The organism is Pseudactinotalea terrae, from assembly GCF_009733845.1.
Classification (GTDB): domain Bacteria; phylum Actinomycetota; class Actinomycetes; order Actinomycetales; family Beutenbergiaceae; genus Pseudactinotalea; species Pseudactinotalea terrae.
The window spans coordinates 178,882-191,527 of record NZ_WNXZ01000005.1; the positions used below are offsets into that span (position 1 = coordinate 178,882).

8 protein-coding genes are annotated in these 12,646 nt (G+C 67.7%); 3 read left to right on the forward strand and 5 right to left on the reverse strand.

The window, feature by feature from the left end; all coding sequences use genetic code 11:
- Positions 1 to 138: 138 nt before the first annotated feature.
- The 5 genes from GPA03_RS16225 to GPA03_RS16245 form a co-directional block, all read right to left on the reverse strand.
- Complete coding sequence (locus GPA03_RS16225) at positions 139 to 3,318, reverse strand: type I restriction endonuclease subunit R (protein WP_156253078.1); 3,180 nt, start codon at positions 3,316 to 3,318, stop codon at positions 139 to 141.
- The gene (locus tag GPA03_RS16230) at positions 3,318 to 4,313 is read right to left on the reverse strand and encodes an Ltp family lipoprotein (protein WP_206673602.1); all 996 of its coding nucleotides are present in this window, start codon (positions 4,311 to 4,313) and stop codon (positions 3,318 to 3,320) included. The genes GPA03_RS16225 and GPA03_RS16230 overlap by 1 nt, the downstream gene beginning before the upstream one ends.
- Before the next feature lie 257 nt (positions 4,314 to 4,570).
- Positions 4,571 to 5,764: a restriction endonuclease subunit S gene (locus GPA03_RS16235; protein WP_206673603.1), complete on the reverse strand. Its 1,194-nt coding sequence runs from the start codon at positions 5,762 to 5,764 to the stop codon at positions 4,571 to 4,573.
- Positions 5,761 to 7,368 carry a class I SAM-dependent DNA methyltransferase gene (locus GPA03_RS16240; protein WP_206673604.1) on the reverse strand — a complete coding sequence of 536 codons (1,608 nt, stop codon included), beginning with the start codon at positions 7,366 to 7,368 and terminating at the stop codon, positions 5,761 to 5,763. Before GPA03_RS16240 ends, GPA03_RS16235 begins: the two co-directional genes overlap by 4 nt.
- 3 nt (positions 7,369 to 7,371) lie before the next feature.
- Positions 7,372 to 9,300, reverse strand: a complete 1,929-nt coding sequence (locus tag GPA03_RS16245; protein WP_156253080.1) for a hypothetical protein — start codon at positions 9,298 to 9,300, stop codon at positions 7,372 to 7,374.
- 173 nt (positions 9,301 to 9,473) lie between these two features.
- On the opposite strand from GPA03_RS16245, the gene GPA03_RS16250 reads away from it, so the two are divergent.
- From GPA03_RS16250 to GPA03_RS16260, 3 genes are all read left to right on the forward strand, one after another.
- Positions 9,474 to 10,130 carry a hypothetical protein gene (locus GPA03_RS16250; protein ID WP_156253081.1) on the forward strand — a complete coding sequence of 219 codons (657 nt, stop codon included), beginning with the start codon at positions 9,474 to 9,476 and terminating at the stop codon, positions 10,128 to 10,130.
- A gap of 119 nt (positions 10,131 to 10,249) precedes the next feature.
- Complete coding sequence (locus GPA03_RS16255; protein ID WP_156253082.1) at positions 10,250 to 10,567, forward strand: hypothetical protein; 318 nt, start codon at positions 10,250 to 10,252, stop codon at positions 10,565 to 10,567.
- A gap of 404 nt (positions 10,568 to 10,971) precedes the next feature.
- Entirely contained in the window at positions 10,972 to 12,501 is a 1,530-nt protein-coding gene (locus tag GPA03_RS16260; protein ID WP_156253083.1) for an HNH endonuclease signature motif containing protein, read from the forward strand.
- Positions 12,502 to 12,646: the final 145 nt, after the last annotated feature.

Consider the following 12,646-nt stretch of genomic DNA (forward strand, 5'->3'; position numbering starts at 1 on the left):
CCATCACGATCGATATCGCGCTCCTGGCGTTCACGTTGCAGTGACGCGCGCAAGGTGTCCCGCTCGGAGCGGCTTAGCGATCCTCCATCGTCGCGGTCCCGGCGCCGACCGCGGCCCGACCTCCAGCTTCCGCCCTTCTCACCCATCGCTGTTCCTCTCCCCGTACCTCGGAGCCATCGACTCCATCTGCTCGATGACAAGCTTGATCGCCTCGGGCTGCTTGTCCGGCGGATACCCGTGCTTGGTGAGCAACCGCTTGATCGACGCGCGGAGCTTCGCCCGCACGTCGTCGCGCACGGTCCAGTCGGTGCGAACGTCCCGCCGCATCACTCCCACGAGATCTCGCGCGATCGTCGCCAGGAGGTCGTCACCGAGCTCCGTCACGGCCGACTCGTTCTGCACCACGGCGTCGTAGAAGGCCAGCTCATCGCTACTTAGTGCTGGATCGAACAGCTCGCCGCGACTGGCCTCCGCGACCACTTCCTTGGCCAGCGCCATGAGCTCCGCGATCACCTCGGCGGAGGTGAGCTGCGAGTTCGTGTACTTGCGCATCAGCTCGGCGATGCGCTCGGAGAATGCCCGTGCCCGGATGGTGTTGCCGCTCGTGGCCCGCCCGGCTTCCTCCACCAGCAGCGCACGCAATGCCTCGATGGCCAGGTGCGGGTTCGCCGAGTCGGTAGCACGCTTCGCCAGCTGCGGCCCGAGGTCCGCGAGGCTCGGCTTCTCGATCCCGGCCGCCTCGTAGATGTCGACGATCTCCCCGCTCGCCGTACTGGCGGCGATGAGCGAGGCCAGCAGTCGCTGCACCTCTTCTGGAATGGGGCGTCCGCTGCTGCGCGCTTCCTCGGCGTCGTACTTCGCCATCCATACCCGCACCTCTTCGTAGAAGCGCACAGGCAGCTTGAGGTGGCCGAGGTTCTCGCTACCCGAGCACAGCGCCCACGCCCGCGCGAGCTGGTTGGCGAGCTTGCGGAACCGCACCTTGATGCGGTCGTTGGGGTCCTCCGCCTGGTTCCCAGGGGTCTGCGGGCTCCGCAGGTAGTTCGTGGCCCCGACGGCGGCCTTCACCCAGTCTCGTGGGCCACCGTGCAGTTGCGCTCGCCAGTCGTACCCGGCCATCAGGGCATCGAGCTGGGCCACGAGCGTCTCGGTGAGCGCGATGGACTCGGCGATGTTCTTGCCGACAGGCTTGGTCTCCTGGTCAGTAGCGGTGTACTCGGCGAGCGCCTTGTCGAGGTTCTCCGCGAGCGGTGCGTACGCGACCAGCAGGCCGTCCGTCTTGCCGCGGAACGTCCGGTTCACACGTGCGAGCGTCTGCATGAGCAGTGCACCCTTGAGCGGCCGGTCCAGATACAGCGTGTGCAACGGGGGCGCGTCGAACCCGGTGAGCAGCATGTCCTTCACGATCACGATCTCGAGCTCGTCCTCGGGATCACGCACCCGCTGCTTGACGGCCTTCTCCTGGCTCGGTCGGCGCACGTGCTGCACCACCGGTGGCTTGTCCGACGGCGTCCCCGAATAGACCACCTTGACCTTTCCCTCGGCGTCGTTGTCGGAGTGCCACTCGGGCTTGAGGGCGATGATCGCGTCGTAGAGGTGGGCGCAGATCTCGCGTGTCGCGCCGACGATCATGGCCTTGCCCGGCACGCCGATGAAGCTGCTCATCGCTTCCTTGCGGGCGTCCCAGTGGCTGACGATGTCGCGGGCGAGCGATTCGATCCGGGCCGGGGCTCCGTAGATCGCGTTGACGACGGCGACCGACGCCTCGATCCGCTCCCGGTCCACGTCGTCGAGCCCGACCGTTGCCTCGTCGGCAGTGGCGTCGATGTCCTCCTCAGACAGGTCGGCGGCACGTTCGACAGCGATCAGGCGCGGCTCGAAGTACACCGGCACGGTAGCGCCGTCGGACACAGCACGGGTCAGGTCGTAGACGTCGATGTAGTCGCCGAAGGTCTCGCGAGTGTTCCGATCTGCGAACGAGATCGGGGTGCCGGTGAACGCGATGAGCGTCGCCTTGGGCAGCGCCTCGCGCAGGTCACGCGCGTAGCCGTCGATGTCGTCGTAGTGGCTGCGGTGCGCCTCATCGACGACGACGATCACGTTCCGGCGGTCCGAGAGCAGGGGAGTGTGAAGGCCGGCGTCCTTCTCCTCCTTGGTACGGCCGAACTTCTGCAGGGTGGTGAAGTAGATGCCGCCGGTCTTGCGGGACGTGAACGCGGCACGCAGCTCGTTGCGACCGGTGACCTGAACGGGCTTCTCAGGAAGCAAGAGTGAGTGGCTGAAGGAGTCGAAGAGCTGGCCATCGAGCTCGTTGCGGTCGGTGACGAGCACGATCGTGGGGTTGAGCAGCTCGGGTCGGGTATGGACGTGGTGGGCGTAGAGCTCCATCTCCATCGACTTGCCGGAGCCCTGGGTGTGCCAGACGACGCCGGCCTTGCCGTTGCGGCGGACGGCTTCCACCGTGCTCGCCACCGCCTTGGTGACGGCGAAGTACTGATGCGGTTTGGCGATCCGCTTGCCGAGGCCGTGGTCGCCCTGGTCGAAAGCGATGAAGTTGCGCAGCAGCTGGCCGAATCGCTCCTGGTTGTAGACGCCGGCGATGAGAAGGTCGAGTCCCGTGGCAGCCTCGCCCTCGATGTCTGTGCCCAGCTCGAGCGGATGCCCGTCGTCGTCGACGTTCCAGGGCGAGAAGTGCTCCAACGGCGTGAAGGGCGTGCCGTAGCGAGCGAAGATGCCGTCAGAAGCCACGGTGAACGCGGCGAACCGGAACACCATCGGCAGCTCGCGCAGATAGGTGGCGAGCTGGGCGTGCCCGGCGGCGACGTCCGCTGACGCCGACCCGGCCTTCTTCAGCTCGATGACCGACAGAGGCATTCCGTTGACGTAGAGCACCACGTCGAAGCGGCGCTCGACGTCACCCGAGACCACGCGGACCTGGTTGACGGCGAGCCAGTCGTTCTCGCTCGGTTCGTTCGAGATGAGCCGGATGGTGGGGTGCTGCTCGATGCCGTCGCTGTCGATCCAGGAGACGCCGCGATAGCCCTCCGTGAGAAACGTGTGGATGCGATGGTTCTCGGTGATCGCATCGGCCGACGATGGCGTCAGGATCTCCGCCAGCGCCTGCGTCAAGTAGTTCGCCGGCACCGAGGGGTTCAGGTTGCGCAGCGCCGCCAGCATCCGCGACGGGATGTGCAGATCAGCCCATGACTCCCGCTCCCCCGACCCTGGCGCGATCGTGCTGCCGTGCAGCGGCTTCCACCCGTACTCGGCGAGGCCGTCTAGCGCGATGGTCTCCCACTCCGCTTCTGACAGCGCCATCAGTAGCCCACCGCCTCGAGCCCGAACTCAGCCTGCTCCTGGGTGAAGCCTTCATACAGGAGCTGGTCGAGGAGCTCCTGACGGGAGAACTCCGAGTAGTCGAGGTAGTTCTGCGCCACGACCGCGGCCTGCTCGTTCCAGTCCACGGTGATGTTGCTGACGCCGTACTCCGCCTCGTCCGCGCTGAACCCCTCGTACTCCAGCTGATCGATCAGACCAGAGCGGGAGAAGCCGGTGTAGTCGATGTAGTTCTCGGCGACGATCACCGCCTGCTCGATCCAGTCCACATCGAGGTAGTCGACGGCGAAGGTCGCGTCCTCGGTTGAGTACCCCTCGTACTCGAGCTGGTCGATCAAGCCCGATCGCGAGAATCCCGTGTAGTCGAGGTAGTCCCGCGCCGTGCCGATGGCGTTCTGCTGGGACGTCGTGAGCTCGGGTTCGGCCTCGGTGGCCTCGTCCTCACCGGTCGCCGCGTAGTCGGCTTCGGTGATGACCACACCACCCATGACCGCGACGATCTCGTCCACGTCAACCGAATCGCCGGGGTTGATCGTCCACATGTCCGATGCGATCAGGAGGCCATCGAAGCTGTCGGACTGGACGGCGAGTTCCATCAGGGTCGCCGACTGGGTCAGCATGTCGTCCTCGCTGGCGAACAGGGCCAGCACGCTGCCATCGGGGCACTCCGCCTGATAGAGGGCGGTCAGCCCGGGCTGGGGTAGCTCCTTGGTGTCCTCACAGTCACCACCTGCGACCACGTAGGCGCGTTGGAGGTCCGCGAACGAGTAGTACGTGTCGTCCGCCACGACCTCAATCACTGGCTCTTCTGTGGTGGGCTCCTGAGAGGGGGTGCTGGGGTCCGGGCTCGAGTCTCGCCTCTCGGTTGCGCTCGAGTCCGAGGGGAGTTGTCCGACAGCGTCCTCGTCGCCGTCGGCGCCGCCCAGGGCGTTGCCGATCAGGCCGACCACGATCAGACCGCCGACGACGCCGCCCACGATCTTCAGCCCTGTGCGCTTCTTTGGTGGCTGAGCCGGCGGAATGGGCGCTGGGCTGCCGTATGACGGCACGTCACCCTGCTGCCACTGCCCCTGCCACTGCGCTTGGTCCGGTCCCTGATAGGACTGCTGCACCGGGTGGGGTTCTGTCGGCTGCTGCGGTGGCCAGACGGGCTGTAGACCCGGCTGATTCTGCGCGCCGTATGGGTCAGAACCCTGCGGTGGTGGTGGCGGCGGGTAGCTCATCGGGGTGCTCCTCAGCGTTGAGATGCTTCGGTGGATGGTTGAGTTGATGGCGCCGTCGATGCCTCGACGGCCGCCTCCGCGGCCTTGACCGACAACCGGCCAGACATCAGGGCGGGGAGCATGGTGTCGCGCAACTCGGTCAGAAGCCGCGACTCTTGCTGCTTCGCTTCCCGCAGTCGGAACGCCGACGTCACTGTTGCTTCAAACTCGTCACGCGCCGCTGTTGCTGCGAGTGGAACTCCGATTCGGTAGGCAGCATCTCGGTTGAGCCCCGGCACCGCGCTATCTGAGTTGCGTTCGTCGAGACCCATCGTGCGCAAAGCGAAGTAGAGGTAGGGCAGGCCCGGGCCTCCGCGCAGGGTCGAGACGAAATAGGTGGTGTCAATCGCGAAGTAGTCGCTCTGAGACCAATACACCGACCCCACCGTTCCCTTCCGACCGACGATCACGCCCGGGCCCTTCCGCAGGGCCTCATCGTGATGACCCCCAATGCCACCACTGCCATACACGGGCACGCGGCCGGGTCGACGCCGCACTGCGGGCAACGCCTTCCCGTACTCAAGGAGCGCCACGTCGGACAACGGCACACTTGTTGCAGCAGCCTGGGCAAGGAGTCGAAACTCCGCCTCGAGGAGGTCGTGACTGGTGCTGTTAAGGCGGTCGTTGGCGGCGATCTTGTCGTCGAGCGCCCCCAACACCTCCGCAATCGCCCGCTGCTCGCCGATCGCCGGAACTCGAAGGGGGACCGCCCCCAAGATGGATGTGTTCAGGTTGAGCATGGTCGCCCCAACTGCGTGGCGTGTGATCCATGCACGTGTATCTGGGTCGCCTAGTGCATAGGAGACGTACGCCGGGTCGTGCACATGGTGGTTCGCGATTCGCACGCGAAGGCATCCGGTTCCGCACAGCCAACCGTCGTTTTCGGGTCGCACCAATGCGCGTCGCTCTACGTCTCCTCGACGCGAGTACACAATGTCGCCGGCCATGAGCCAGTACCGGCCCAGCCGTTCCATGTCGGATCGAGAGACACGGGCAATGCCAGCGGGGTCGATTCGGTTGTCGCCGATATTCTGCGGCATGACGCTAGGTGTACCGTCGAGCACATAGTCCGCCGCGTGGAGCTGGGAGCCGAACGGACCCGTCTGAATGTCGCCACCTGCCTCAGCGACCAGATCAGCGAGCGTCAGTTCCCGCCACGCTGTCACAGCACCCTCCCCAGCTGCTCCCGCACAACCACCTCAAGGCGAGCAGACTCGTCGAACTGCTCAACCAGCTCAGCAGTGAGGCGAGCGATCTTCTCCTCGATGAGCTCGCCGTCGTCCTCGACCTCAGCCGACCCGACGTAGCGACCAGGGGTCAGCGCGTAGTCGGCTTCCTTGATCTCAGCAAGGCTCACCGACCTGCAGAACCCGGCCACGTCCTCGTACTCCCCCGTCGCGGACTCCGTACCGCGCCAGGCGCGATATGTTCCTGCGATCTTCGCAATGTCGTCGTCGGTGAAGGATCGCTCGGCGCGGTCGACCATGTACCCCAGCTCGCGGGCATCGATGAACAGCACCTCGCCGGTGCGGTCGACCGAGCCCTGCGTGCCAGCCGTCTTGTCCTTCGCGAAGAACCACACGCATACCGGGATGCCGGTGGAGCGGAACAACTGCGTCGGCAGCGCCACCATGCAGGACACGAGGTCGGCCTCGACGATCTGCGCCCGGATCTGCCCTTCACCGCCGGAGTTGCTCGACATCGACCCGTTCGCCAGCACCACGCCGGCGCGGCCGCCCGGAGCGAGCTTGCTGAGGATCAGCTGCAGCCACGCGTAGTTCGCGTTGCCTGCGGGCGGCACGCCGAAGCGCCAGCGCGGGTCGTCCTCGTTGCGTGCCCATGCCTTCACGTTGAAGGGTGGGTTGCTGAGCGCGTAGTCCATCTCGACGCCGTCGTGGAGGTCGCGCGCGAACGAGTCCTGCCACCGCGATCCGAGGTTGCCGTTGAGGCCGTGCACCGCGAGATTCATCCGTGCGAGCCGCCACGTACGCTCGTTGAGCTCCTGCCCGTAGATCGACAGCGCCGCGCGGTCGCGGTCGTGCGCCTCCAGGAACTTCTCCGCCTGCACGAACATGCCGCCCGAACCACAGGCCGGGTCGTAGATGCGACCTTCCTTCGGCTCCAGCACCTCCACCAGCGTGCGTACCACCACCGGCGGTGTGAAGAACTCTCCGCCTCGCTTGCCCTCCGCGGCCGCGAAGTTGCCGAGGAAGTACTCGTACACCTCGCCCAACAGATCGCGCGCCCGGCTCGACCCGTCGCCCACGAACTTCAGCGCGTTGAAGAGGTCCACCACCTCACCGAGGCGCCGCTGGTCCACGTTGTCGCGGTTGTAGAGCGGCTGCATCGTCCCCCGCAATCCGGGGTTGGCGCCAATGAGCAGGGTGATCGCGTCGTCGACGAGCTCGCCGATGTTCTTCGCAGGTCGCCCGTCGACCCCCGGCAGGCCCTTCGCGTACTGCGCCAGGTACTCCCATCGAGCTGCCTCCGGCACCCAGAACACGCCGTGCCCGGTGTACTCGTCGACGTCGCCGGCCTGGTGCGCGATCGCGGCCTCTGACCAGCCGTCGGCCTTCAGCTCAGCCTCGATCTGTGCGCGCCGCTCAGCGAAGGCGTCCGAGGTGTAGCGCAGGAACACCAGCCCCAGCACCACGTCCTTGTACTGCGAGGCATCCATCGAACCGCGCAGCCGATCGGCCGCCTTCCAGAGGGTGTCCTTCAGTTCCTTCATCGTGGACGGCGCTGTGGCCGCCTTCGTCGCACGTGCCATCGGCTACTCCTTGTCTCTCGGTGAGACGACGAGCGCACCTGAAGTCACGCCGTCGATCATGTCTGTTTCCAAGCCTGCGAGCTCATCGAGCTCGTCGTGCAATGCTCGCCGGCGCTCCGCCAACGACCGTAGTGCCGCCTCCAGCCCCGGCGCCTCCGACGGCGCCGGGACCGGAACGGCCCATGTCTCCCATGCCCCTGCCCGGGCCGGGAGGGCGTTGATCGCAGCGGCCACAGCGCGCGGCGAACCGCCGCGCAACCGAAGGATCCGCGCCGGGTACGTGACGAGGCAGCCGCCGTCAGCGTCCACGATCGCGCGTGGTCGAGGATTCGAGAGGACGACGACGTCCCCAGGCTCCGTGATTGCGCGCGCGTACCGGCCGTGGGCCATCAGGATGTCGACACCGGCCGTCTCGCCTTCGCCGATCTCACCGCTCAGCTCCGCCGCGCCCAGGACCCGTACGGCCCCGTCCGGGATTTCGTCCAGCGGCACCCGTTTACCCGGGATCATGCGCGCTTCCTTCGATGCGACCAGGGCACCGAGCGTCACGGTACGGCCGCGAGCAGGTTCGGCCGCGGTGGTCAGCTCGATCCCCAGATCCACGCCGGCACGATGGAGCTGGTCCACACGGGTCAGCGCCGTCGCCGCAGCCGCCTCCGTGGAGCGCGGCGGCGGTGTGCTCGCCTGCTGAGGGACGAGGGCGCCGTCGGTCGCCAGCAGCTGCGCGGTGCGGACCGGGCGACAGCACGCGAAGGCACGCACCCGAATCTGAGCCACGCCGGCGAGTGCGGCTACGAGGTCGCTCACGACGCCGTCGACCGCCTCCTGCTCGAGGTCCTTGACCTCGCCGGTCACGAGCAGACGGTCGGCGATGGTGGCCTCGGGATCGGCATCCCCCAGGACCCACAGCGCCAACTCAGCACGCGGCCGGTCCAGAACGAGCCCCTGCGGAAGCCGCACCACGGCGCGCAGCCGCCCGGTCCGCAGCAGGTCCGCTCGAAGGAGTCGAGCGTCACGATCGGTCATGGCGTCGCACAGCACGCTGGCCGGGCCGAGTATCAGGCCAACCGCGCCTGGCGGCCGGTTCAGCATGAACTCGTCGATCGCGTGCAGCACCTGCGCCGGCACCGCACGTGGTGAGTTCCGTGGCGGCATCTGCAGCACACGAATGCCCGGCTTCTCTTCCGGGCCGGCCATCACGCCGGCAGCCAACGCGCGGCGGCGCAGCGGCCGGTCCGCGCCGGGAGACGCTTCCGCGGAAGCGCACCAAGCGATCGACCGCTCGACGTCCCCGACCGTAGTACGTAGCGCCAGGTCACTGGGGTGAGCACCGCCGTCGGACACGATGGCCCCACCGGGAACCAGGCTCTGACAGAGATCCCGGAGCAAGGAGACCGCGCCCTCCGAGATCGTCCAGCGCCGGTCCGCGCCGGCTCGGGAACGGACCGCGGCGATGGCCTCGATCGCGCCGGCCGCACCGAACGCTGCCTCGATCTGCCGGGCAGCGAGCTCACGAAGGTCGCGCCGGTGCGCCACGGTCGTCACCTCGCGCAGCAAGCCGGTGTCCTCGGGATCGACGGCCGCAGCGGCGGCCACCAGCTCGGCTGGTTCTAGGTCGAGGAGATCGGTCTCGGTCAGCGCGGCCAGTGCCATGAGGGCGGTGACGGCATCGTCGTGCTCGCCGTGGACTCCATCGGCGAGCACGGCGTACAAGGGGGCGTCATCGGCGAACGAGGGGTTGTTGCCGCGGCCCGTGCGAGCCTGCCAGTCGACGACGTCCTCGAGCGCGAACAGCTCGGGCGTGCCATCCACCGGCTCCGGGAACGGGGCCGGGGCGTTGCGGTTCGTGAGGCGGGACTGCCACACCGACACGACCGGTCGCTGTACATGCGCCGCGGCAGCGATGCCGGAACGGCTGATCAGCAACGACATCGCGACTCCTTCCGCGCACCTGACCCTGAGGGGATGGTCGTCACCGTAGAGGTTGAGCCCGACATCTGCAGCGGTTGTGCTGATATCCCGGGTTATCAGCGTTTCGCTCGCCCGCAGCGGTGTGTGCCCGGCACCGTTCAGCCATCAATCCACCGAGCGAGAGGAGATCAGCGATGCGAAGCACACGCTGGGCGGCCGTCGCGGCCGCCGTTGCCCTGAGCGTCACTGCCGGTTGTGCCGGCGTCGACGCCACCACCGACCCCGGGGCGGCTGACAACCCCAGCAGCGTCGACGACGCGACCGAGTCGGCCCCGCCCGAGCGGGCCGCAGACGACACCCAGGAGTCGGAGAGCACCGAGGCCGCCGAGGCTGAGACCACCGAGCCGCCAGCTGAGGTCGGCACTCGGCAGAACCCGGCGACGGTGGACGACGTCGGGACGTTCAGCACCGGCGTCGGCGACGAGATCAGGGTCACGCTGGGCGCAGCGACCTGGGATGCAAACGCGATCGTCGCGGGCGAGAACCAGTTCAACGACCCGCCAGCCGACGGCATGGTGTTCGTGATCCTGCCCGTCACCGTGGGCTACACCGGCCCGGACTCTGTGCTGCCGTGGATCGACATCGACATCACCTACCTGGCTGGGAACGGCCGCTCGTACGAGCAGGCGTACGGCGTCATCCCCGAGGACCTGTCCGACGTCGCCGACATCTATGACGGCGGGACAGCCACGGGCAACGTGCTGTTCGAGGTTCCCGCCGACCAGGTTCCGGGCGGCATGTGGGGGGTCTCCTACAACTGGAGCGACGAGCTCTGGTGGACGGCGTCGTGATGAGCGCGCCGATGGCTCCTGGTCCGCAGGAGCAGTGGGCGCCGGGCCCGCAGCCACCCGTTCCAGCGCCAGCGCCGCATAGCGCGAACCGCCGTGCTGATCTCAGATCAGCGGTCCGCATGGTCGGCAGCGCCATCATCGCGATCGTCGCGATACTCACTCTGGCGTTCCTCGGGCCTCAGGACGACACCACCGACGGGTCGAGCGAGCGCATGATCATCTGGATCGACGACGAAGCCAACCAAGAACGCACGCAGGGAGCACCCCAGCAGCAGGTCGTGAACGGCTGGACGTCCAACGCTCTGCTGGACCTCATCTCGACGCAGCTCGATGAGCCCCATGACGATCGACCGGCGATCCTCCTCGCGCTCGGAGTGATTCTCCTGGGGCTGTCGGTGGCGACGACATCCCCACGAGCGGTGGCCGTTCGCTCGTGACGCGATTCGGGCAACATCCGCCGTGGCGGCCGTGGATAGTACGCGCTCCACCGCAGCCGCGGCGGTGCTCACCGCGCACACATGGCGGTGTGCGACGTCGCCCGAGATGGGTAGTGCCGTGGAGTCGTCCAGCGACGCCGAACACGTGATGGAAGCCGGACCCGGTTCGCGCAGCAGGCGCGAAGCTCGTCGTGTCGCACGGCAGCGATAGCGTCAAAACCACGACCGAGTCGGGGTCCGGGGGCTGTGGACGGCGACCGACGCCAGGTGTGCGATCTGCGTGCATCGCTTGTTGAGCCGCACGCGGCGCAGCAGGCCGCCTCCGATGGAGTCAGCGTCGAGGATTCGAAGAAGATTCCTTCAGGGTCTAGAACATCTGTTCGTTTATAGTGTAGTGTGCATTCATGGAGACGATGACGGCGCGTGAGGGGTTGGTGGGTCTGCTGGCGCAGGCGCACCAGGCCTTGGCGGCTGTCGCCGGCGAGCTGGGCTCGATGGCTTCGCTATCCGCGGATGAGCTGATGGAGGCTGCCGAGCTGGCGGCTGGGATCGCTCGGCTGTCGGATGCGGCGATGGTCACCACCGTGGACGCGGTCCAGGAGCAGTGCCGGCGCGCCGGGCCGGAGGAGTCGTTGGCCTGCCGGTACGGGTTCCGGGACGCGGCCGCCCTGCTGGTCACGATCACCGGTGCAAGTCGCCGCACCCTGACCCGGTGGCGCCAGATCGCCGGCGAGACCACCCCACGGGGCATCGGCTCCAGCGGTATCCTGCCGCCCTGGTACCCGCAGCTGGCCGAGCAGCTAGCCGTCGGTGCGGTCAGCCTCGACCAGGCCCTGGTGATCCGGCAGCACCTGAACGAAGCACGTGCCCGGGCACATCCCGAGGCGCTCGAGGCGGCCGAGCAGGCACTCGTCGCCGCAGCCATGGGTGCCGTGGTGTGCGAGCACGAGCACGATGATGCCGGTGACGAGCAGGACTGCGCCCAGCAGGCCACGGCCATGCCGCTGCCGCCCGACTTGCTGGCCGTGCAGGCCCGGGCTTGGCGCGACGCGATCGACCCCGATGGACCCGAACCCACGTATGAGCAGCAACGCCAGGCCCGCTCTTTCACCCTCGGCAAACGCCTCGATGGCATGTGGATCGGCAAGCTCCTGCTCCCACCCGACCAAGGCGAAGCCCTCCGGCTCGCCCTCGACGCCCACAACGCACCCCGCACCACCAGCAGGCACGACGCCGCCGGGGCCGACGAAGGCGACCGCGACACCGCCAGCGGCGGCGATGGCGATAGCGGTAGCAGCGACAGCGACAGCGCCGATCTTGGCGTCACCGCACTGAATCGCCGTGGCATGGTCGATGACCGCACCACAGCGCAACGGCAGGCCGACACCCTGGTCGGGCTCATCACCGACGCCATCAAGCAGGGTGATGCGCCCCGCATCGGCGGCGACGCGCCCACCCTCGTGGTCACCATCACCAACGAGGAGCTCACCAAGCACGCCACCACGGGGGCCGGCACCGCCCACCTGGAGCACAGCGGCGAACCCGTGCCGGCACACGTGGCAGCGCGGATCATGTGCGATGGCTACCTGCAAGCCTGCGTCCTCGGCAAAGACGGCCTACCACTCCAGCTCGGACGAGCCCGCAGATCCCACACCCGGCATCAACGCCGGGCCATCTTGGCCGCCTATACCGGCGGGTGCCAGAACCCCAGGTGTCACGCAGCACCAGGGTTCACCGAGATCCACCACCCGATCTGGTGGTCGAGGGGCGGTCACACCGACGCCCTCAATGGGGTCCCGTTGTGTCAGCACTGTCATGCCGAGCTCCATGCTGGACGCCTGCGCTGCGAGCTCGGCGAGGACGGCCGCTGGCACATCCTGCCCGCCATCCCCCTCCGCAGCAGAACGGCGCTGGCATGGTCAGCCCTCGCTTGAGCACCCCAGGTCTTCGAGAGTTCGCCAGCCACTCAGGTGCCGGGTGACAGCGGCGCGGAAAGGCGGCCCGGCGAACCGAGGCGGCCCGGCGGGGCGGCGACTCGGGGAACCGCGACGAGCGGCGGCGGCGAAGCGGGGGCAGAAA

Bases quoted from the DNA above. Each gene is read 5' to 3' on its own strand.
- GPA03_RS16245 (WP_156253080.1), bottom strand. From the start codon at position 9,300: ATGTCGTTGCTGATCAGCCGTTCCGGCATCGCTGCCGCGGCGCATGTA.
- GPA03_RS16250 (WP_156253081.1), top strand. From the start codon at position 9,474: ATGCGAAGCACACGCTGGGCGGCCGTCGCGGCCGCCGTTGCCCTGAGC.
- GPA03_RS16240 (WP_206673604.1), bottom strand. From the start codon at position 7,368: ATGGCACGTGCGACGAAGGCGGCCACAGCGCCGTCCACGATGAAGGAA.
- GPA03_RS16260 (WP_156253083.1), top strand. From the start codon at position 10,972: ATGGAGACGATGACGGCGCGTGAGGGGTTGGTGGGTCTGCTGGCGCAG.
- GPA03_RS16255 (WP_156253082.1), top strand. From the start codon at position 10,250: ATGGTCGGCAGCGCCATCATCGCGATCGTCGCGATACTCACTCTGGCG.
- GPA03_RS16225 (WP_156253078.1), bottom strand. From the start codon at position 3,318: ATGGCGCTGTCAGAAGCGGAGTGGGAGACCATCGCGCTAGACGGCCTC.